The organism is Streptomyces sp. NBC_00425 (assembly GCF_036030735.1).
Taxonomy (GTDB): domain Bacteria; phylum Actinomycetota; class Actinomycetes; order Streptomycetales; family Streptomycetaceae; genus Streptomyces.
Genome location: NZ_CP107928.1, coordinates 3198856 through 3221056, shown reverse-complemented (window position 1 = coordinate 3221056; position 22201 = coordinate 3198856). Strand labels below are relative to the sequence as shown.

The window sequence follows — 22201 nt, the reverse complement described above, 5'->3', positions numbered from 1 at the left end:
CACCACGCGCATGGAGCAGTACGAGCCCGACCGCCTGAGCCCGGCCGAACTGGCCGCCGTACGGCGCAGTTTCCGCAACGGCAGGGCGGCCATGACCCGCCGGTCGCTGTTGCGCGCCTCCGCCGGCGGCGCGCTCACCCTGGGCGGCCTCGGAGCGCTGGCCGGCTGCGGGATCCCCGCCGCCGGCAAGTCACAGGGCGGCGTCTCCGCCGACGACCACTCGGCGAAGGAGAAGGTCGTCAACTTCTCCAACTGGCCGGAGTACATCGACGTCGACGACAGCGGGAAGCACCGTCCCACGCTGGACGCCTTCCGCAAGCGGACCGGCATCACGGTCAAGTACACCGAGGACATCAACGACAACGACGAGTTCTTCGGCAAGATCCAGCCGCAGCTCGCCGCCGGCCAGGACACCGGCCGCGACCTCATCGTCCTCACCGACTGGCTGGCCGCCCGCATGATCAGGCTCGGCTACGTCCAGAAGCTGGACGCGTCGAACCTGCCGCACGCCTTCGCCAACCTGTCGGACCAGTTCCGCAGCCCCGACTGGGACCCGGGCCGCGCCTACTCGTACCCCTGGCAGGGCATCTCGACGGTCGTCGCCTACAACAAGAAGGCGCTCGACGGCGTCGAGGTGAAGTCGGTCTCCGACCTGCTCGACAACCCCAAGCTGAAGGGCCGGGTCGGCCTGCTGACCGAGATGCGCGACACCGTCGGCATGACCATGCTCGACATGGGCAAGGACCCGGCGAAGTTCACCGACGACGACTACGACGCGGTCATCGCCCGCCTCCAGAAGGCGGTCGACAAGGGCCAGATCCGCCGCTTCACCGGCAACGACTACACGTCCGACCTCAGCAAGGGCGACCTCGCGGCCTGCGTCGCCTGGGGCGGCGACATCGTGCAGCTCCAGGCGGACAACCCCGATGTCGCCTACGTCATCCCGGACAGCGGCTACATGACGTCGACCGACAACATGCTGATCCCCAACAAGGCTCGCCACAAGACGAACGCCGAGCGGCTGATCGACTACTACTACGAGCCCGAACCGGCCGCCGAACTCGCCGCGTACATCAACTACGTGAGCCCGGTCGCGGACGTGAAACCGTACCTCGCCAAGATCGACAAGTCGGCGGCGGACAATCCGCTGATCCTTCCCGACAAGGCCATGCAGGCGAAGTCCCACGCCTTCCGCTCCCTGAGCTCGAAGGAAGAGACCGCCTACCAGGCCAAGTTCGCAAAGCTCACTGGGGCGTGACGACGATGAAGACGACCGACAGCGGCAGCGGCGACGTCCGCCTCACCGGCATCAGCAAGACCTACGGCTCCTTCACCGCCGTGCACCCGCTGGACCTGACCGTCCCGCAGGGCTCCTTCTTCGCCCTGCTCGGCGCGTCCGGCTGCGGCAAGACCACCACCTTGCGCATGATCGCCGGCCTGGAGGAGCCCTCCTCCGGGACCGTCCACCTCGGCGACCACGACGTGACGGCGCTCCCGCCCTACAAGCGGCCGGTGAACACGGTCTTCCAGTCCTACGCCCTCTTCCCGCACCTCGACATCTTCGAGAACGTCGCCTTCGGCCTGCGCCGGCGCGGCATCAAGAGCGTGAAGAAGCAGGTCGAGGACATGCTGGAGCTCGTCCAGCTCGGGGAGCAGGCCCGCAAGAAGCCGCACCAGCTCTCCGGCGGCCAGCAGCAGCGCGTCGCCGTGGCCCGCGCCCTGATCAACCACCCCAAGGTCCTGCTGCTCGACGAGCCGCTCGGCGCCCTCGACCTCAAGCTGCGCCGCCAGATGCAGCTGGAGCTCAAGCGCATCCAGACCGAGGTCGGCATCACGTTCGTCCACGTCACGCACGACCAGGAGGAGGCCATGACGATGGCCGACACGGTCGCCGTGATGAACGGGGGGCGCGTCGAACAGCTCGGCTCCCCGGCCGACCTGTACGAGAACCCGCACACCACGTTCGTCGCCAACTTCCTCGGCACCTCCAACCTGATCGAGGCCGAGGTGGACTCCAAGGCCGGTGACGACATCGTGCTCAAGGCGGGCGACGGAAAGCTCGTGCTGCCCGTGGCGCGCTGCTCCGCACCCACCACGAACGGCGGCAGGGTGCTGGTCGGCGTACGCCCCGAGAAGATCTCCCTGACCCACGCCGACGACGCCGGTGAGATCCCCGAGGGCCGTAACCGGATCACCGGGAAGATCGCCGACTCCTCGTTCATCGGCGTCTCCACCCAGTACGTGATCGACAGCTCGGTCTGTCCGGAGTTCGAGGTCTACGTCCAGAACGTCGACCGCGACGCCCGGCTCGTCCCCGGCGCCGACGTCGTCCTGCACTGGAGTCCGGCCCACACCTTCGGCCTGGACGCGGCACAGGACATCGACGCCGGCATCCAGGAAGAGGCGGCGGTCTGAGATGGCGACGCTCACCGAGGCGCCCCCGCCTCTCTCCCCGACTGCGCCGACGAAGAAGCCGCCCCGCAAGCGCGGCCGGCTGACGCCGTACTGGCTGCTGCTGCCCGGCCTGCTGTGGCTGGTCGTGTTCTTCGCGCTGCCGATGATCTACCAGGCCTCCACGTCCGTGCAGACGGGCTCCCTGGAGGAGGGCTACAAGGTCACCTGGCACTTCGCGACCTACTGGGACGCCCTCAGCGCGTACTGGCCGCAGTTCCTGCGCTCGGTCCTCTACGCGGGCGCCGCCACGACCCTGTGCCTGGCGCTCGGCTACCCGCTGGCCTACCTGATCGCCTTCCGGGCCGGCCGCTGGCGGAACCTGATCATGATCCTGGTGATCGCGCCGTTCTTCACCAGCTTCCTCATCCGCACCCTCGCCTGGAAGACGATCCTCGCGGACGGCGGTCCCGTCGTCGGCGCCCTGAACAACCTGCACGTCCTCGACGTCACCAGCTGGCTCGGCTGGACCGCGGGCGACCGCGTCCTCGCCACGCCCCTCGCGGTGGTCTGCGGTCTGACGTACAACTTCCTGCCGTTCATGATCCTTCCGCTGTACTCGTCGCTGGAGCGCATCGACGGACGGCTGCACGAGGCGGCCGGCGACCTGTACGCCAGGCCGGCCACCGTCTTCCGCAAGGTCACCTTCCCGCTGTCGATGCCGGGCGTGGTCTCCGGCACCCTGCTCACCTTCATCCCGGCGGCCGGCGACTACGTCAACGCCGAACTCCTCGGCTCGACCGACACCCGCATGATCGGAAACGTCATCCAGACGCAGTTCCTGCGCGTGCTGGACTACCCGACGGCTGCGGCCCTCTCCTTCATCCTCATGGCCGCGATCCTCTTCATGGTCACCTTCTACATCCGCAGGTCGGGGACGGAGGATCTGGTCTGATGCCCCTCGTCAACTGGCTCAAGCGCCATTTCGTGGTCATCGCGGGACTTCTCACGCTCGGCTATCTCCTCCTGCCGAACGTCGTCGTCACCGTGTTCTCCTTCAACAAACCGAAGGGCCGCTTCAACTACGAGTGGCAGCAGTTCTCCACCGACGCCTGGCAGGACCCGTGCGGGGTCGCCGGCCTCTGCGGCTCGCTGTCGCTCAGCCTCCAGATCGCGATCTGGGCGACCCTCGGCGCCACCCTCCTCGGCACGATGATCGCCTTCGCGCTGGTCCGCTACCGCTTCCGCGCGCGGGGCGCCGTGAACTCGCTGATCTTCCTGCCGATGGCGATGCCCGAGGTCGTCATGGCCGCCTCGCTGCTCACCCTCTTCCTCAACCTGGGCGCGCAGCTGGGCTTCTGGACGATCCTCATCGCGCACATCATGTTCTGCCTGAGCTTCGTCGTGACGGCGGTGAAGGCGCGCGTCATGTCGATGGACCCCCGGCTGGAACAGGCCGCCCAGGACCTCTACGCCGGGCCGGCGCAGACGTTCCTGCGCGTCACCCTGCCCATCGCGGCGCCCGGAATCGCCGCGGGCGCGCTGCTCGCCTTCGCGCTCTCCTTCGACGACTTCATCATCACCAACTTCAACGCGGGCTCGACCGTCACCTTCCCCATGTTCGTGTGGGGCTCGGCCCAGCGCGGAACGCCCGTCCAGATCAACGTCATCGGCACGGCCATGTTCCTGGTCGCCGTCCTGCTGGTGCTGACCTCGATGGTCGTCAGCAGTCGCCGCAACAAGCAAAAGGCATAAAGCTCGAAGCCGAGAGTCCCTGTAGGGAGTTGACATCATGGCCCCAGGCGCCATGAACCGGTGGATCACTTCTCTTTCCGACGCACAGCCGGTCCCGTACTGGCTGGAAGACCCGGGCAGGCCCCGCCCCGAGCCCGCGCTCACCGGCCCCGAGACCTGCGATCTGCTGGTCGTCGGGGGCGGATACAGCGGACTGTGGACCGCGCTCGTCGCCAAGGAGCGCGACCCGCAGCGGGACGTGGTGCTGCTGGAGGGCCGCGAGGTGGGCTGGGCCGCCTCGGGCCGCAACGGAGGGTTCTGCGCCTCGTCCCTCACCCACGGGCTGCCCAACGGGCTGGCCCGCTGGCCGGACGAGATCCACCGGCTCGAGGAGCTGGGGATGCGCAACCTCGACGGGATCGAGGCGGCGATCGCCCGGCACGGGATCGACTGCGACTTCGAGCGCACCGGCGAGATCGACGTCGCCACCGAGGAGTACCAGGCACGGGAACTGCGCGAGTGGTACGAGGAGCTCGAGAGCAGGGGCCTCGCCGACGGCGTCGAGTTCCTCGACGCGGACGCGGTGCGCGAGCAGGTCGCCTCGCCCACCTTCCGGGCGGGCCTGCACGACCGCCGGGGCGTGGCCATGCTCCACCCCGCCAAGCTCGTCTGGGGACTGAAGCGGGCGTGCGTCCGTCTCGGGGTGCGGGTGTACGAGCACACGCCCGCGCTGGACCTGAAGCCGTACGGCGCGGGGACGGCCGTCCGCACGCCCTACGGGCAGGTTCGCGCCCGGCAGGTGGCCCTCGGTACGAACATCTTCCCGAACCTGGTCAAGCGGGTGCGGGCGTACACCGTCCCGGTCTACGACTACGCGCTGATGACCGAACCGCTCACCTCGGCACAGCTCGACTCGATCGGCTGGAAGAACCGGCAGGGCCTCGGCGACAGCGCCAACCAGTTCCACTACTTCCGGCTGTCCGCCGACAACCGGATCCTGTGGGGCGGGTACGACGCCGTCTACCCCTACGGGGGCCGGGTGCGCGCGGAGTACGACGACCGTCCGGAGACCTACGCCAAGCTCGCCGGCCACTTCTTCACCTGCTTCCCGCAGCTGGAGGGCGTCCGCTTCACGCACGCGTGGGGCGGGGCGATCGACACCTGCTCGCGCTTCTCGGCGTTCTTCGGCACCGCGCACCAGGGGAAGGTCGCCTACGCCGCCGGGTACACCGGTCTGGGCGTCGGGGCGACCCGCTTCGGCGCCGAGGTGATGCTCGACCTGCTGGCGGGGGAGAACACCGAGCGGACACGGCTGGAGATGGTCCGCAGGAAGCCGCTGCCCTTCCCGCCCGAGCCCTTCGCCTGGACCGGCATCGCCCTCACCAAGTGGTCCCTGGCCCGCGCCGACGCGCACGGCGGCCGGCGCAACCTGTGGCTGAAGGCCATGGACAGGCTGGGGCTCGGCTTCGACAGCTGAGCCCGGCGGACCGCGCCCCCGCGGACCGTGACCCGCGGAGTGCGACCTCGCGGAGCCCGGTCCGTGGAGCGGTGTCCCGGGAGCCCGGTCCGCGGAGTGTGAGCCGGTTCACCCTTACGGGTGGTCCGAACCCGCGTAATGCTCGCCGCCGACCTCCCTCTCCCTCGTGGACGCGACCGCGTCCCACGAGCGAAAGGGAGGTCCTCACATGGCTGGGGCGAAGACGGCGGTCGACTGGCTGGCATCCGTCGCACCGGATCCCGAGGCATGCCGCCGGGAGTGGGAGCGCAACCCGCTCGGCGTGGCGCTGCTGCCCGCGGGCCGGGCCTGGGACGTGCTCATCCTGCCGGGCACGCTCGGCTATCCCACTCTCGACGTGCTCACCCGGATCCTCGACCGGCCGGGCCCGGTGCTCGTCGACTTCGGCGACGACCGCATGGGGTTCTTCGTGGCGCCGGGGACGGCGGCCCGCTGGCTCGGCACCGGCATCCGCACCGCGGGGGCCGGCACCTGGATCGTCGTGCCCTATCCGGGCCGCTCGACCAGGGAAGTCCGCTGGCTGGTGACGCCGGACGGCTCCGGCACGCTGACCGACGCGGCGCTCCTCGAACTGGCGATGCACGAGGCGGCGGCGGGGCTGGCCGTCGGAGAGGACGGCTGACCGACCGGAGAACCCCCCGCCGCCGTCCCGCCCGTGCCGACGAGCCTCCACGTCCCCCGACCCGGAGGCGCGTCGACCGTTCTCGGGCCGGCCGCCCGTGCGGCCGGCACGGCACCGGTACGGCCGCGTGCTCATGTGCCCCCTGGCCCGGTCGAGGGCGGGGCGGCCGTGCCGCGCGCCGCGGGGCCGGGCGCGACGTCGTCGCGGTGGCGCGCTCAGTCCGCCGACGTCGCCTTGAGGGCCAGCCACAGCTCCATGCGGACGTCCGGGTCGTCCAGGGAGCGGCCGAGGATCTCCTCCACCCGGCGCATGCGGTAGCGCAAGGTGTGGCGGTGGACGCCCAGGTCGGCCGCGGCCGCGTCCCACTGCCCGTGCCGGGAGAGCCAGGCCCGCAGGGAGGCCACCAGATCGCCGCGGCCGGTCGCGTCGTGCTCGTGCAGGGCGCGCAGCAGGCTGTCCGCGAACGCCTTCACCGCGTCGTCCGCCAGCAGCGGCAGCACCGAACCCGCCGCCATCCGCTCGTGCTCCACGAACATCCGGCCCCGGCGCCGCGCCACGGACAGGGCCTGCTCCGACTGCTTGTAGGCGGCCGCCGCCGCGATCGGCCCGGCCGGCGCGGACAGGCCCACCACGAGCTCGTCCCCCGGGTCGGCCTCGGCCCCGCCGCCCCCGTTCGCCCGGGAGGCCTCCAGCGCCGTCGCGTACCGGGCGCACGCCGACACGGCCGCGCCGCCGTCCGTGACCAGCGCCACCAGCCGCTCGCCCTCGGGCACCACCAGCACCGCCTCGCCGGCCCGGGCGGCCGCCGACTCGAGAGCCTCGACGAGACCGTCGAACGGGTCGCCGGCCGTGTCGGACGGAGCCGGCGACCGGGCCGCCTGCCCCTGCCCCTCCGGGTGCGCCCGCGCGGTCGAGGCCGGCACCGACTCGGCGACGATCACCCGGAAGGGGACGTCGAGCAGATCGCCGTACAGGTGCCCGGCGACGGCCCGCGCATGGTCCGGTTCGCCCGCCAGCAGCATCCGCAGCACCGCCGCGCCGATCCGCTGCTGCGCCGCGTACAGCGAGCGCGAGCGTTCCGTGGTGAGGGTGAGCAGGGCGATGGCCGAGTGGACGGCGTACCGCTCGGCGGTGCCCGGAGCCGCGGCGGTGCCGACGGCGAGCGCCGCGCGAGGACGCCGTCCGGCGCCGAGCGAGTGCAGTTCGACCCGGTCGTCGAGGCGGTCCCCGGACGCGGCGTGCTCCGGCCCGCCGCCGCCCCCGACCACCGCCGAGGCCGGGGCCGGCCGTTCCCGCAGCCGCTCCACGTCCGCCGTGAGCCGGGCGGCCCGCCGGGCGGCCCACTCGGGTGCGGCCGCCACCACGGCGCCCGACGCGTCGTACAGCGCCGCCCACCCGTCGACCTGGGCGGCGAGTGCGCGGAGCAGTCCCTCGGCGCCGTCCGTGAGGGCCTGCTTCGTCAGCTCGCGCTGAGCCGCGAACCCCGCGGTCACCGCCCGGTACTGGTCGGCCGCGATCGCCGCCGACACCGCCTTGCTGATCGCGAGGAAGGGCGTGCGGCGCGGCACCTCCAGCAGGGGCAGGTTCTCCTCCTCCGCCGCGTCCACGAGCGCCTGCGGGATCTCGTCGTAGTTGACGCCGACGGCGAAGCCGAGCCCGACCACGCCGGCCTTCGACAGCCGCCGCACATAGCGCCCCATCGCCTCCGGGTCCTCCGCGTCCAGCTTGAGCGCGGTGATCAGCAGCAGCTCCCCGCCCTCCATGTACGGCACGGGGTCCGCGAGCTCGCTGACGTGCGCCCAGCGCACCGGCACGTCCAGACGGTCTCCGCCGGCCCGCACGGTGAGCTTCAGCGCGGAGTGGTGGACGAGCGACGCGAGGGTGGGAGGCATGGGGCCTTCAGGTCGGGGGAGGGTGCGGAGCCGTCTGGGTGTGGAGCTGTCAGGGTGCGGAACACGTCTGCTCCACCGACGCGTGATCCTTTGGCCGCTTCGTATGAACAGCCTGTCTCGATTCTGCCTCACCGTACGGTCCCGGGCCGCCGCTTCAGCCCCGCAGGTCCACCAGCAGCGGCGGCGCGTGCTCGCCGCCCGTGCTCGTCAGGGACAGCACCGCGTGGCCGGGCGGGATCTCGTGCGCCAGCTGGGACGCCGACCACCGCTCCCGCTCCACCTGCCGCACGGTCACCGCGTCGGTGGTCACCGCCCTGCCGGTCACCAGCTTGCGCAGCGCGTGGATGGCACGGGTCATCGGCTGGTCGGCGAAGACGGTGTGCTTGGCGACCTCCGTGGTCTCCACCCACTCGGTGCCCCAGGTCTGCGCGAACCGGTTGCCGTCCCAGGTGGTGATGCCCGAGAACGCCATCCGGCAGCCGACCGCGCCGTACAGCGGCCCGTGCAGCGACTCGGGGACGTCGCCGACGCTGCGCAGGGCGAGCACCACGCCCGCGTTCTGCGAGCGCAGCCGTTGCAGTCGGCGCACCGACCCCTCGGTGACGGTGCCCGTGGCGTCGTCGAGGACGAGGCACGCGAAGTGGTCGCGCCGCTCCCGCACGACCGTCTGGAACTGGGCGAGGACCAGCCGGGTGATCAGCCGGCCCGCCTCCTCGTGTCCCCGGTCGGGCAGGTCGACACGGACCCGCAGCGGATGGTGGGCGACGGCGCGCAGCGAGAACGCCCGGTGCGCGTCGCTCCCGCCGCCGAAGAACTCCGCGAACACCGGACGGTTCAGCAGCGCCAGCCGGTCGGCGAGGGCACGGCCCGCGTCGCCCGGCGTGCCGGTCTGGCGGACGCGGGCCTCCAGCTCGCGGCGCATCACCTCGTCGCCGGCCACCGCCTCGCGCAGCGCGGACACCGCCTGCGGCTCGCCCTCCAGCAGCGCGAGCAGTTCGGGGAGGGTGGGGAAGCACCCGTGTGCGGCCCGGTAGGGGCCGAGCACCTGGGCCAGGGCCGTCGCCGCGCTCTGGCCGCTCACCGCGTCGAGGTCGCCGGACAGCGCCTCGGCGAGGATCGCGGCCGCCTCGTCCGGGTCCTCGGAGCCCGCGTACGGGTCCAGGTCGTGCACGGACGACGGATCGCCGATCCGGACGATCACGTCGAACGCCGCGTCCGGGCCGAGCGGTCCGCTCCCCGGCGACGACACGGCGACCACGGCGCACGTCCCGGTGAGCGCCTGCAGGGCCAGCGCCTCGGTCAGCGGTTCGAGCAGGGTCCGCGTCTTGCCCGACCCGGACGGGCCGACGGCGAGCAGCGAGGTGCCCAGCACGTCGGGGCCGAGCGCGGCGCCCGCCTCCCGGTAGACGACGGGCGTGCGCTCGCCGCCCGCCCAGCGGCCGATGCGCACCTGCCCGGCGAGCAGGTCGTGGCGTGCGGCGCGCCGGGGCAGGTCGCGGGCGCCGGAGGGGTGGGTCCAGGCGGCCCCGCCCTGGCGCAGCACGGTCTCCCGGAAGTCCCCGAATCCGGCGGTCCACGCCCGTCGCACACGCACGCAGTCCACGTCGTTCATCCGGCCCGCGGCGACCTCGCCGGTCAGCAGGTCGGCCGCCTCGTACTGCCCGGCGTCGCGCAGCTCGGGCCACTGGGAGCGGGGCCGCTCGGCCGCGGGGGCGGTCTGGCCCGGCCCCGCACGACGGGCGGCGAGCAGCCCCTTCGCGTACGGCCACCAGTCGCCGAGCCGGGCGAACGGCCACGCGACCAGCAGGGTGATGGCGGCGTACAGCGCGTTCGTGAACAGGGGGGAGGCGAACAGCTCGTAACCGCCGGAGATCAGCACGATGAGCGAGAACAGCGGGTCGACGACCGGCAGTGCGTCCCAGCCGACGCCGAAGGCGCCGGGGAAGACGAAGCTCAGCGCGGCGAGCGCGCCGAGCAGGGCGATCAGGGCCCGCGCGGGCTGGGGCCGGCCGCCGACGAAGTGCCGTACCGCGTGCGGCCAGCTGCCCAGCCGTCCCATGGCGTAGAGGAGGACGGCGAAGAAGACGCCGTCGTAGACGACACGCGCCTCGGCGCCGTCCATGTTCTTCGGGGAGGCGATCGTGCCGCCCCACCACCAGTCGTCCGGGGTGAACAGCCGCAGCAGGGTGAACTGGTAGGGCATGGCGCCCCGCCGCCACAGCGACCACAGGACCAGCGCGATCACCAGCGGCACGAGCATGCCGACGACGGTCACCGGCGCGAGCCGTTCCGCCGTGCGCGCCGCCCTCGGCGGCCGGTAGCCGTGCCGCCAGACGCCCGGCCGGGTCGTGGGGCGCGCCTCGTCGAGCCAGTCGGCCACGGCGGACGCGGCCCGCGGGGAGTGCTCGAAGGCGGGCGGGACGCCCGGCGCCCGCTCCGGCCGCGGCGGCACGGCGGACGGCCGCGGCGGCCCCGCCGGGCGCGGTACAGGATTCGCCTGCGCACGCCGTGCGTCCTGCGTCCCGTCGCTGTCCATCGCCCCTGCCCCCTGACCAGCCGTTCCGTCTGCCCTCAGCGAGTCAATCTAACGCGCCGGCAAGGGGAGTTCACCGCTTACGCGGCCGGGCCTCGGACGATCGCCGCCCGTGCGCACTGTCCAGGACGGACAAGCCGCCTCGCCGACACCGCCCACATGGAGCATGCCGACCCCCCACTCCCCGTCCTAGCCTGCGAGAAGAGAACGAAAGCGTCCGCAGAACCCCAGGAGCCCCTCATGACCGCCCTTCCGCAGGAGCGCCGCGTCGTCACCGCCATCCCCGGCCCCAAGTCGCAGGAACTCCAGGCCCGCCGGACCGCCGCGGTCGCGGCCGGCGTGGGCTCGGTGCTGCCCGTGTTCACCGCGCGTGCGGGCGGCGGGATCATCGAGGACGTCGACGGCAACCGCCTGATCGACTTCGGCTCCGGCATCGCGGTCACCTCCGTCGGCGCGTCCGCCGAGGCCGTGGTGCGCCGGGCCGCCGCTCAGCTGGCCGACTTCACCCACACCTGTTTCATGGTCACGCCCTACGAGGGCTACGTGGAGGTCGCCGAGGCGCTGGCCGAGCTGACCCCGGGAGACCACGCCAAGAAGTCGGCACTGTTCAACTCCGGCGCCGAGGCCGTCGAGAACGCCGTGAAGATCGCGCGGGCGTACACCAAGCGCCAGGCCGTCGTCGTCTTCGACCACGGGTACCACGGCCGTACCAACCTCACGATGGCGCTGACCGCGAAGAACATGCCGTACAAGCACGGCTTCGGCCCGTTCGCGCCCGAGGTCTACCGGGTGCCGGTCGCCTACGGCTACCGCTGGCCGACCGGCGCCGAGAACGCCGGCCCCGAGGCCGCCGCGCAGGCCATCGACCAGATCAGCAAGCAGGTCGGCGCCGACAACGTCGCCGCGATCATCATCGAGCCGGTGCTCGGCGAGGGCGGCTTCATCGAGCCCGCCAAGGGCTTCCTGCCGGCCATCAGCAAGTTCGCGTCCGACAACGGCATCGTCTTCGTCGCCGACGAGATCCAGTCCGGCTTCTGCCGCACCGGCCAGTGGTTCGCCTGCGAGGACGAGGGGATCGTCCCCGACCTGATCACCACCGCCAAGGGCATCGCCGGCGGTCTGCCGCTGGCCGCCGTCACCGGCCGCGCCGAGATCATGGACGCGGCGCACGCGGGCGGCCTGGGCGGCACCTACGGCGGCAACCCGGTCGCCTGCGCGGGCGCGCTCGGCTCCATCGAGACGATGAAGGAGCTGGACCTCAACGCCCGGGCCAAGAACATCGAGGCGATCATGAAGGGCCGCCTCGCCTCCATGGCCGAGAAGTTCGACGTCATCGGCGACGTCCGCGGACGCGGTGCGATGATCGCCATCGAGCTGGTCAAGGACCGCACGACGAAGGAGCCGAACGCCGAGGCGACCGCCGCGCTCGCCAAGGCCTGCCACCAGGAGGGCCTGCTGGTGCTCACCTGCGGCACCTATGGCAACGTGCTGCGCTTCCTGCCCCCGCTGGTCATCGGAGAGGACCTGCTCAACGAGGGTCTCGACATCATCGAGCAGGCGTTCGCGCGCATCTGAAGCGGTCGCCGCACAGCTGATCCCCTTCGGCCGCACAGCGTGTGAAGAAGGTGTGCGAGGAGGATGGCGGGACGGCAGACGGCCTGTCGCAGCGTCCGGCCCTGCCGTAGGTTCTACCCGGATGAGAGATACACCCCGCCCCCGGGAGACCGTGGGCGGAATCCAGGCCGGGGCCTCCCCAGCTTCGACCTGGTCGTGCCCTCGCGCACACAACCGGAGCCTCCGGCTTCGAATCTCCACCGATCGGACGGTCGCCCGCCCCAAACCCCCCGGGGCGGCCGGCGGCTCCGGTCCGGACGGCCACCCCGGAACAATCCCCCCTGTTCCGGGGCGGCCGACCTCCTTCTTCAGGCGCCGACCACGCGGAGAAGACCCCGGACGCGCTCCGGGGTCTTTTTTCGGTCCTTCTCCGTCGTACGGCCGCTCCGACAAGCTGACAAGCTGTGGACCATGTCGTCCCGTCCGAGCCGCCCGACACTCGGCCCCCCTCCCGGCCCCGACTGCGGTCCCCCGCTCGGCCCCCGTCCCGGCCCTCCGTCCGGCGCCCTTCTCGGCCTGCTCGTCGGCCTGCCCGCCGTTCTCTTCGCGGTGATCACCTGGCAGGTCGCCGTCGCCGGACCGCTGCTGCGCGTGGACGAGCGACTCAGCCGTGCCCTGGTCCACCCCGACCGGGTCTCCGAGCTGCTGGCCGACCTCGGCGAGGTGCAGATCGCGGTGCCCGTGCTGGTGCTGGCCGCCGGGTACGCGGCCTGGCGGGGGAGAGCGGCGGGCGGGGCGCGGTGGTGGGCGCCGCCGGGCGCGGCGCTCGGCCTGATGCTGCTCGTGCCGCTGATCGTCGTGCCCCTCAAGGAGTGGACCGACCGGCCCGGAACGCCCGCCGTGCCGCCCGCCACCGGGTACTACCCCTCCGGGCACACGGCGACGGCGGCCGTCGCCTACGGCTCCGCGGTGCTGGTCCTGCTGCCGTGGCTGCGGACCGCGCTCGCCCGCCGGGCGGCCGCGTCCACGAGCGCGCTCCTCGTCCTCGCCGTCTCCTGCGGGCTGGTCCGGCGCGGCTACCACTGGCCGCTCGACGTGGTGGCCAGCTGGTGCCTGTGCACCGTGCTGCTCGGGGCGCTGTGGCTCCTCCTGGAACGGGAACGCGGCCGACCACGCCAAACCGTCGCACCCGAGCCGCCCACCCGTACGACTCGGACAAGCGCCCCCTCGGCCGCGCGCCCCTACCGTGGACCACGAAAGCCACAGGACACCCCCTAAGCGGAAGGGCCGGGACTCGACCATGCCCCAGGAAACGATCGTGGGGGCCACCCACGCCTTCTGGCTCGCCGGACGCCAGGTCACCGGCGAGGACAGCTTCGACGTCACCTCCCCGTGGGACGGCCGGCTCGTCGGCCGGGTCGGCGTGCCGACGGACGTGCAGGTCGAGGAGGCCGTCGCCGCCGCCTACGCCGTGCGGGACGAGTTCGCCGCCACTCCGGCGCATGTGCGCGCCGCCGCTCTCGACCACGTCAGCAAGCGGCTCGTCGAGCGCACCGAGGAGATCGCGCAGCTGATCTCCGCCGAGAACGGCAAGCCCGTCAAGTGGGCGCGCGGCGAGGTCGGCCGGGCCGTCTCCGTGTTCCGTTTCGCGGCCGAGGAGGCCCGGCGGTTCAACGGCGGCGAGGCCCAGCGGCTCGACACCGACGCCGGCGGTCAGGGGCGCCTCGCGCTCACCCGGCGCTTCCCGAAGGGCGTGGTGCTCGGCATCGCGCCGTTCAACTTCCCGCTGAACCTGTGCGCGCACAAGATCGCCCCGGCGATCGCGGCCGGCGCGCCCATCATCCTGAAGCCCGCCCCGGCGACCCCGCTGTCCGCCCTGGTCATCGGCGAGCTGCTCGCCGAGACCGAGCTGCCCGCCGGCTCCTGGTCGATCCTGCCGGTCTCCAACGACCGCATGCCGGCCCTCGTCCAGGACGAGCGGCTGCCCGTGATCTCCTTCACCGGCTCCGAGAAGGTCGGCTACGCGATCATGGACTCGGTGCCGCGCAAGCACTGCACCCTGGAGCTGGGCGGCAACGGCGCCGCCGTCGTCCTCGGCGACTTCGCGAGCGACGCCGACCTCGACTGGGCCGCCACCCGCATCGCGACCTTCTCCAACTATCAGGGCGGTCAGTCCTGCATCTCCGTGCAGCGGGTCATCGCGGACGCCTCCGTGTACGACCGGCTGCTGCCGCGCATCGTCGCCGCCGTCGAGGCGCAGGTCACCGGCGATCCGTCGGACGCCGCGACCGACGTCGGCCCGCTGGTCAGCGAGGACGCCGCCCGACGGGTCGAGACATGGGTGGACGAGGCGGTCGCGGCCGGGGCCAAGCTCCTGACCGGCGGTGAGCGCGACGGCGCCACCTACGCGCCGACCGTGCTGGTCGATGTGCCGGCCGACACCAAGGTCGCCTGCGAGGAGATCTTCGGACCGGTGCTCACCGTGCAGCGCACCGACGGTGAGGCCGAGGCCTTCGCGGCCGTCAACTCCTCCAAGTACGGCCTCCAGGCGGGCGTGTTCACCCACGACGTCCAGGCGGCCTTCCGGGCCCACCGCGCGCTCGAGGTCGGCGGCGTCGTCATCGGCGACGTGCCCTCCTACCGCGCGGACCAGATGCCGTACGGCGGAGCCAAGCAGTCCGGCGTGGGCCGCGAGGGCGTGCGGTTCGCGATGGAGGACTACACCTACGAGCGGGTCCTGGTGCTGACCGGGCTCGCGCTCTGAGCCGGCAGGTCCCGACCGGTCGGCCCCCCGACCGGTCGGCCTCTAGCTAATGGGAACCATTTTCAGATAATCTTCGGGTCGGCGCTCACACGCCGTCCCCGAAGGGGCCCGGCGCCGATGCCTTCCGGCGCCGGGCCCCTTCTTCGTGCCGGCCTCTTCCGGACCCTCAACCGGAGAAGCCGACGTGCGCGAGCCGCAACGGGCCGCGCAGTCCGAGGCGCAGGTCGTGGACGCCGTCCGCGACGAAGGGCGCGTCCAGGGTGACGTAGGCGTACGGGCCCGGCGTGGGCGTCCCGAGGGACACCGTGGCCAGCACCGGACCGCCGTCCAGCGAGAACTCCACCGTGCCCCGACCGGACGCCGTCACCGTCACGGCCGTCACCCCCGGTGTGTCCGGGCGCGTGCCGAAGTCGCAGGCGCGGTAGAGCAGTTCGCCCCTCCCGCCGCCGACCGGCGTCACCGCGTCGCCCGACTCCTTGGTGCGGTCGACGATCTCGGTCCCGCCCTGCTCGTCGAAGTCGGCCGCCGCGAGTCCGTCCGCGCGCACCGCGCGTGGCGCCGACGGCTCGCCGTCGAGGACGGCGGTCGCCCGCAGGCGGACGTCCTCGCTGGAGGCGCCGACCAGGAGTTCGTACGGGCCCGGCTCCAGGCGCCGTCCGCCCCGCGCCACGTCCCAGAACGCGAAGGCGGACAGCGGCACGTCGAAGGCGACGTCCGCGCACGCGCCGGGGGCCAGGGTGATCCGGCGGCAGTCGAGCAGCTCACGGCGCGGGCGGACGACCGACGGGTCCACGGCGCGGGTGTACAGCTGGACGACCTCGTCGGCCGTCGTGTCGCCGGTGTTGGTCACCGTGCAGGCGACGTGCGCCCTCCCGTCCGTCACCCGCACCGTGAGACCGGCGTAGGCGAACGAGGAGTACGACAGGCCGTGCCCGAACGGGAACAGCGCGGCGCCCTCGAAGTAGAGGTAGGTCTGCCGGGCGCCGATCACGTCGTAGTCCAGCAGGTCGGGCAGGTCCGCGTCGTCGGCGTACCAGGTCTGCGGCAGGCGACCGGCGGGGGAGACGTCGCCGGCCAGGACACGCGCCAGAGCGGAGCCCGCGGCCTGACCGCCGTGCGCCGTCCACAGCGCCGCGGACAGCGGGCCCGGCTCGAACGCGTACGGGTACGCCGACACCAGCACCAGCACCGTGCGCGCCCCCGCCGCCCGGCCGGCCGCCAGCAACCGCTCCTGGTGGGCCGGCAGGCGCAGCGTGGTGCGGTCCTCGGTCTCCCGGCCGTTGATGTGCGGATCGTTGCCGGCCACCACCACGACCACGTCGGCCCCGGCAGTGACCCGGGTCACTGCGCTCTCGCCGGATTCGACGACGATGAGCTCGAAGACCTCGGGGCTCCCCCCGGTCTCCGCGTCCGGCCCGGCAACCCGCACACCGTCGGCGGCGACACGCACGTGACGACCCGTGCCCAGGTGCAGCAGGAGGTGACCGTTCCCGTGGGGTTCGAGGCGGAACGTCTCCTGCACGACCCAGCCGCCCGGCTGGTCGGCGGAGGCGCGCAGCAGGCCGTCCTCGGCGACCGAGAGGTAGCGGCCGTCGGGAGCGCGCAGGGTCAGGACGTCCTCGCCCCAGTCCACCAGCGCCAGCTCCGTGCCGTCGGCATCCACGGTCAGCGGCGGCAGGTCGGTGCGGCCGGCCAGCAGCGCCGGGTCGAGAGCGCCCTCGGCGCCGCGTGCCTCGTCGCAGGCCTCGGGCGCGGCGGGGACCTTCAGGAACCTTCCGGCCGAGGTCTTCAGCAGGACCCGGTCCACCCCCTCGGCGAACTCGACCCGCTCGGCGCCGAACCGCTCGTACAGCCCTTCCAGCGGGGTCGAGCGGTGGATCGGCGTGCCGCTGTACCAGTCGACCTTGCACTCGTCGGCGAGCAGTCCGACCACCGCGATCCGGGTCTCGGCGGCCAGCGGCAGCACACCGTCGTTGCGCAGCAGCACGACCGCCTGCTCGGCGGCCTCGGCGGCGAGCGCGCGGTGCGCCGGGGTGTCGAACTCGCCGGTCCTCGCGTGCGGGTCGTCGTGCGGGTCGAACTCGCCGAGCCGGAAGCGGACCGAGAGCTGCCGGCGGACCGCCGCGTCCACGTCGGCCTCGGTCAGCAGGCCCTGCTCCAGGGCGCCCCGGACCCGGGCGACGATCTTCGAGCCGTCGGTGCCGTGGTCGGTGAAGCTGTCCACGCCGGCGAGCAGCGAGGCCGCCGTCGCCTCCTCGTGGGTGTCGAAGTAGTGCTCGGAGTCGACCAGGTTGGAGGGCGCGCCCGCGTCCGAGCAGACCAGCAGGTCCTCGTCGGTCCAGGTCCGCAAGTGCTCGCGCAGCGAGGGCGAGACGTGGTTGGGGCGGCCGTTGACCAGGTTGTACGCGGGCATCACGCCCGCCACCGCGCCCGCCTCGACGGTGTCGCGGAAGGCGCGCAGATCGTATTCGTGCAGCACCCGGGGGCGGACCGAGGACGAGGTGACGGCCCGGTCCGTCTCGTTGTTGTGCGCCAGCCAGTGCTTGAGGACGGGGGCCGTGCGCCAGTACGTCGGATGGTCGCCGCGCAGGCCGTGGGTATAGGCGGTGGCGATGGCGGAGGTCAGCTTCGGATCCTCCGAGTAGCCTTCCTCGTTGCGGCCCCACAGCGGGTGGCGCAGCAGGTTGACGGTGGGGGCCCAGACGTTCAGGCCGACGCGCTCGTCGAGGGTGCGCATCGCCCGGACCTCCTTGGACACCGCCTCGCCCACCCGGCGCACCAGGTCGGTGTTCCAGGTCGCGCCCAGTCCCACGGCCTGCGGGAACACCGTCGCCGGGCCCATCCATGCGACGCCGTGCAGCGCCTCCTGGCCGGTGCGGAACGCATCGACGCCGAGCCGCTCGACGGCGGGGGCGAACTGGTGCAGGAAGGAGACCTTCTCGTCCAGGGACAGCCGGGACAGCAGGTCGTCGATGCGCTTCGCGAACGGCAGCTGCGGATCGCGGAAAGGTGGCGTGTGCGGCGTAAGTGCGGTCACGTGGGGTTCCCTTTGCGGTGGAGCGAGCCAGCTCTTTCGAAGCGCTTCGATGCTGATTCGACACACAGGTGGGTGTCAAGGGGACCTCGCGCTTATTTCAAGCGGTGCATGCGAACAGGTCACCCGCTGTGCCTCGGAGGAAACTTGGGGACGACCCTTGTGCACCCCCGGGTGTTCACTTAACCTCGCAGCAACATCGAAGCGCTTCGACTGGAAAGCTCCAGCGCATGGGGCCACAGGGACCGCTTCCGCTCAGCCAGTTCCACTCGAGACACCGCAGCCGACGGCCACCGCCGGGTGTCCTGGTGCGCCACGAAGGGTTGACGCAATGACGCCGAACGCCGCTTCCGCCTCCTCCGGGCCGAGCCGGAGAAGCTTCCTCGCCTCCACGGCGGTCGCCACCGCAGCGGTGGCCGGCGGGATGCCGCTGCTCGCCGCCTGCGGCGGGTCGGACGGCGACTCACGCGAGGGGACCACGTCGGGCAAGGCCGCGAAGAAGATCCTGCCCGCCTTCGTGGCCGGCAGCGTGGTGACGCCGGACATCCCCTCCAAGAACGGTTCCGCCGTCGGTTTCACCGGCAAGCTCGACCTCGCCGGCCTGAAGACCTCGGTGCCGAAGAAGCTCGGCAAGGGCGGCAGGATCACCGTCATGTCGCCGTTCTGGGGCTCCCCGCCGAAGGCGGGCAACCCCTATTACACGGGGATGAACAGCCTCATCGGCGTCGACGTCGTCTGGCAGAACCAGGACGGCAACACCTACGACCAGAAGCTCGGCGCGGTCCTCGCGTCCAGTGAGGTCCCGGACGTGGTGGTCGTCCCCGGCTGGAACATGGGCGGCAAGATACCCAGCGCCATTCTCAGCAAGTTCGCCGACCTGGGCCCCTACCTGTCCGGCGACAAGGTCAAGGAGTACCCCAACCTTGCGGCCATCCCGACGGACGCCTGGCAGCGCTCGATCTTCGGCGGCGAACTGCGCGCTCTGCCGATGCCGTCGTCGTACGTGCCGAACATCGTCCCCCTCTACCGCAAGGACCTCTTCGACAAGCACGGCTACGAGGTCCCGAAGACGACCGACGAGTTCATGGCGCTGGCCAAGGAGATCACCGACGCCAAGGCCAAGGTGTGGGCCTGCGGCGACATGAAGTGGACCGCGTTCAACAGCTTCGGGGTGCCCTCCGGCGCGGAGAAGCCGCTCGGCTGGATCCTCGTCGACGGCAAGCTCGTCAACCGCATCGAGATGGACGTCTACCTCGAGGCGCTGGAGTGGTCCCGCAAGCTGTTCGCCGCCGGTTACGTGCACCCCGACTTCAAGCTGGGCAAGAGCCAGGCCGTCGACCCGAGCACCAAGTTCGCGGCCGGCGAGTTCCTGATCTACAACAACGACATCTCCAGCTGGTACGGGCAGCAGGCCTCGCAGGCCACGCAGAACCCCGACTTCCGGATCTGGGGCATGGACATCTTCGGCCACGGCGGCGCCGACCCGGTCATCTACGCCACCCAGCCGGCCAACATCTTCGCCTTCGTCAACAAGAAGGCCTCCGAGTCGGTCATCCGTGACGTGCTGGCGGTCGCCAACGTCACCGCCGCCCCGTACGGCACCAAGGAGTACATGCTCACCAACTACGGGGTCGAGGGCACGCACTACACCGTCAAGGACGGGGTGCCCGTCAAGAACGACAAGGGCAATCAGGAGGTCTCCAACGCCTTCGTGATGATCGCGAGCCCGGCCGCGACCATCGCCCACCCCGACTTCCCGGACATCGCCAAGGGCCAGGTCGAGTGGCAGCAGCGGATGGGCGCCTTCACCAAGAAGTCGGCCTTCTACGGCATGCAGATCACCGAGCCCACCCGCTGGACCAACCTCACCAACGACTTCGAGCAGCTGGAGGACGACATCGTCCGCGGCCGCAAGAAGATCGGCGACATGCAGCAGGCGGTCGCGGACTGGAAGAAGAAGGGCGGCGACCAGCTGCGCGACTGGTACCAGAAGCTGCTCGACGACAACGGTTCGGCGGCGAGCTGACCAGGACCGGGGCAAGGAGAGCTGCCGTGTCGAACAGCACGGTGCCTCGGAGCAGGGCCGAGGCCGACCAGGCGCAGAAGACCCCGGCGGCGTCCGGCGACGCCGCCGGGCCGGGGACCGCGTGGACCTCCGGCAAGCTGAGTCTGCGGATCAGATTCAGGCGCGACCGCGTCCTGCTTCTGATGACCCTGCCCGCGGTGCTGCTGGTCCTGCTCTTCAACTACGTGCCGATCCTCGGCAACGTGGTCGCCTTCCAGGACTACGACCCCTACGTCAGCGACAACGGCGTCGTCTCCATCCTCCACAGTCCCTGGGTGGGCCTGGAGAACTTCCAGCGGCTCTTCGAGGACTCCGCCTTCTGGAGCGCCGTCCAGAACACGCTGGTGCTGTTCTTCCTCCAGCTCGTCCTGTACTTCCCGATCCCGATCCTGCTCGCGCTGCTCATCAACAGCGTGGTCCGGCCCCGGGTGCGGGCGGTGTCGCAGGCGATCCTCTACCTGCCGCACTTCTTCTCGTGGGTGCTGGTCATCGCCGTCTTCCAGCAGCTGTTCGGCGGCGCGGGAATCCTCTCGCAGCTGCTGCGGCAGCACGGGTACGACGGCATCGACATCATGACCGACCCGGACACCTTCAAGTTCCTCATCACGGCGCAGAGCGTCTGGAAGGACGCCGGCTGGGGCATCATCGTCTTCCTCGCCGCGCTGGCCTCGGTCAACCCCGACCTCTACGAGGCCGCCGCGATGGACGGCGCCAACCGCTGGCGCCGCATGTGGCACGTGACGCTGCCCGCCCTGCGGCCGGTGATCGCGCTGCTCCTGGTGCTGCGGGTGGGCGACGCCCTGACGGTGGGCTTCGAGCAGATCCTGTTGCAGCGCGACGCGGTGGGGCCAGGGGCGTCGGAAGTGCTCGACACCTTCGTCTGGTGGAACGGCGTCCGCAACCAGGACTTCGGGTATGCGGCCGCCGCCGGTCTGATCAAGGGCGTCATCAGCCTCGGCCTGGTGCTCGTCGCGAACAAGGTGGCCCACCTGATGGGCGAGCAGGGGGTGTACAAGAAATGACCGTCGTCATCGACAAGCCGGCGCGCACGCCCGGCAGGTGGGCCGCGCCCCCGCGGCCCGTCTGGGAGGAGCAGCCCAGCAGGGCCGGCCTCGCGGGCAAGGGCGTCGCCCTGTCCTTCGCCTGCCTGGCCATCCTCTTCCCGCTGTGGATCGTCCTCGTCACCAGCCTCTCCTCACGCAAGACCATCGACGAGGCGGGCGGTCTGGTGATGGTGCCCAAGGGCATCACCTTCGTCGCCTACCGGGAGCTGCTCAGCGGAGGTCAGGTCACCCGGGCCGCGGTCATCAGCGTCCTGATCACCCTCGTCGGCACGGTCTTCTCGATGAGCGTGTCCGTGCTGTGCGCCTACGGGCTCTCCCGCTCGGGCTCGCTCGGACACCGCTGGATCCTGATGATCCTGCTGGCGACGATGTTCTTCAGCGCCGGCCTGATCCCGACCTATCTGCTGGTGCAGTCCCTGGGCCTGACGGACACCTACCTCGCGCTGATCCTGCCGAGCGCGATCAGCGTGTTCAACATCCTGGTCCTGCGCGGGTTCTTCACGGGCATCTCGCAGGAGCTCATCGACAGCGCCCGCATCGACGGCGCAGGCGAGTTCCGCATCCTGTGGCAGATCGTCATGCCGCTCTCGCGGGCGGTGCTGGCCGTCATCACGCTCTTCTACGCCGTCGGCTACTGGAGCGCCTGGTTCAACGCGTCGCTGTACCTCAACGACCAGGACATGATGCCGCTGCAGAACGTCATGATCCAGCTGGTGCAGAAGCAGGAGGCGCCGGTCGGGATGGGGCAGGCCATCAAGACGGGTCAACTGTCGGCCCTCGCCGTGCAGATGGCGGTCATGGTGATGGCGCTGCTGCCGGTAGCCGTGCTCTCCCCGTTCGTCCAGAAGCACTTCAAGAAGGGCATGCTCACCGGCGCGGTGAAGGGCTAGCGCCGTGCCGGGCGTCGCGTGCCGGTGAACCTCTCCGGCCACGGCCACGGCCACGGCCACGGCCACGGCCACGGCGGCTCCGGCGGCCCGGCCGAGGTCGCCGGGCCGTGTGGCACCGCGACGGTCCTCCGCCGGTCCTCCG

The 22201-nt window shown here is 71.6% G+C and carries 15 protein-coding genes; 12 read left to right on the top strand and 3 right to left on the bottom strand.

Annotation, left to right across the window (positions count from 1 at the left end; translation table 11 throughout):
* The first annotated feature begins 10 nt into the window (after positions 1 to 10).
* From OHS82_RS13395 to OHS82_RS13370, 6 genes are all read left to right on the top strand, one after another.
* Positions 11 to 1258 carry an ABC transporter substrate-binding protein gene (locus tag OHS82_RS13395; RefSeq protein WP_057580555.1) on the top strand — a complete coding sequence of 416 codons (1248 nt, stop codon included), beginning with the start codon at positions 11 to 13 and terminating at the stop codon, positions 1256 to 1258.
* Between the two features lie 5 nt (positions 1259 to 1263).
* On the top strand, positions 1264 to 2415 hold the full coding sequence (locus tag OHS82_RS13390) for an ABC transporter ATP-binding protein (protein ID WP_199863826.1): 1152 nt from the start codon (positions 1264 to 1266) through the stop codon (positions 2413 to 2415).
* A gap of 1 nt (position 2416) precedes the next feature.
* Positions 2417 to 3346 (top strand): ABC transporter permease, encoded by a 930-nt coding sequence (locus OHS82_RS13385; protein WP_057580557.1) that lies wholly within the window; start codon positions 2417 to 2419, stop codon positions 3344 to 3346.
* Positions 3346 to 4146 (top strand): ABC transporter permease, encoded by an 801-nt coding sequence (locus OHS82_RS13380; protein ID WP_057580558.1) that lies wholly within the window; start codon positions 3346 to 3348, stop codon positions 4144 to 4146. Before OHS82_RS13385 ends, OHS82_RS13380 begins: the two co-directional genes overlap by 1 nt.
* A 37-nt stretch (positions 4147 to 4183) precedes the next feature.
* On the top strand, positions 4184 to 5602 hold the full coding sequence (locus OHS82_RS13375) for an NAD(P)/FAD-dependent oxidoreductase (protein ID WP_057580559.1): 1419 nt from the start codon (positions 4184 to 4186) through the stop codon (positions 5600 to 5602).
* A 208-nt stretch (positions 5603 to 5810) separates the two neighbouring features.
* A complete protein-coding gene (locus tag OHS82_RS13370; RefSeq protein ID WP_057580560.1) occupies positions 5811 to 6263 on the top strand; it encodes a hypothetical protein in 453 nt (150 codons plus the stop codon).
* Between the two features lie 215 nt (positions 6264 to 6478).
* On the opposite strand, the gene OHS82_RS13365 is transcribed toward OHS82_RS13370, so the two are convergent.
* On the bottom strand, positions 6479 to 8155 hold the full coding sequence (locus tag OHS82_RS13365; protein ID WP_057580561.1) for a PucR family transcriptional regulator: 1677 nt from the start codon (positions 8153 to 8155) through the stop codon (positions 6479 to 6481).
* A gap of 154 nt (positions 8156 to 8309) precedes the next feature.
* Positions 8310 to 10691, bottom strand: coding sequence for a hypothetical protein (locus tag OHS82_RS13360; protein ID WP_057580562.1), 2382 nt, complete (start codon positions 10689 to 10691; stop codon positions 8310 to 8312).
* Between the two features lie 237 nt (positions 10692 to 10928).
* Between OHS82_RS13360 and gabT the strand changes: the two genes are divergently transcribed.
* From gabT to OHS82_RS13340, 3 genes are all read left to right on the top strand, one after another.
* Entirely contained in the window at positions 10929 to 12263 is a 1335-nt protein-coding gene (gabT, locus tag OHS82_RS13355) for a 4-aminobutyrate--2-oxoglutarate transaminase (RefSeq protein ID WP_057580563.1), read from the top strand.
* Between the two features lie 450 nt (positions 12264 to 12713).
* On the top strand, positions 12714 to 13520 hold the full coding sequence (locus OHS82_RS13345) for a phosphatase PAP2 family protein (protein WP_079041373.1): 807 nt from the start codon (positions 12714 to 12716) through the stop codon (positions 13518 to 13520).
* A gap of 40 nt (positions 13521 to 13560) precedes the next feature.
* Entirely contained in the window at positions 13561 to 15006 is a 1446-nt protein-coding gene (locus tag OHS82_RS13340; protein WP_057580564.1) for an aldehyde dehydrogenase family protein, read from the top strand.
* Between the two features lie 166 nt (positions 15007 to 15172).
* Here the strand turns inward: OHS82_RS13340 and OHS82_RS13335 are convergent, their stop codons facing one another.
* Complete coding sequence (locus OHS82_RS13335) at positions 15173 to 18043, bottom strand: glycoside hydrolase family 3 C-terminal domain-containing protein (RefSeq protein WP_328433916.1); 2871 nt, start codon at positions 18041 to 18043, stop codon at positions 15173 to 15175.
* A 328-nt stretch (positions 18044 to 18371) separates the two neighbouring features.
* Here OHS82_RS13335 and OHS82_RS13330 point away from each other — a divergent pair, with 328 nt between their 5' ends.
* From OHS82_RS13330 to OHS82_RS13320, 3 genes are read left to right on the top strand one after another with little or no spacing between them, the layout of a single operon-like run.
* Complete coding sequence (locus OHS82_RS13330) at positions 18372 to 20066, top strand: extracellular solute-binding protein (RefSeq protein WP_328433915.1); 1695 nt, start codon at positions 18372 to 18374, stop codon at positions 20064 to 20066.
* Between the two features lie 26 nt (positions 20067 to 20092).
* Entirely contained in the window at positions 20093 to 21127 is a 1035-nt protein-coding gene (locus OHS82_RS13325) for an ABC transporter permease (protein ID WP_328433914.1), read from the top strand.
* Entirely contained in the window at positions 21124 to 22059 is a 936-nt protein-coding gene (locus tag OHS82_RS13320; RefSeq protein ID WP_328433913.1) for a carbohydrate ABC transporter permease, read from the top strand. Before OHS82_RS13325 ends, OHS82_RS13320 begins: the two co-directional genes overlap by 4 nt.
* Positions 22060 to 22201 lie beyond the last annotated feature (142 nt).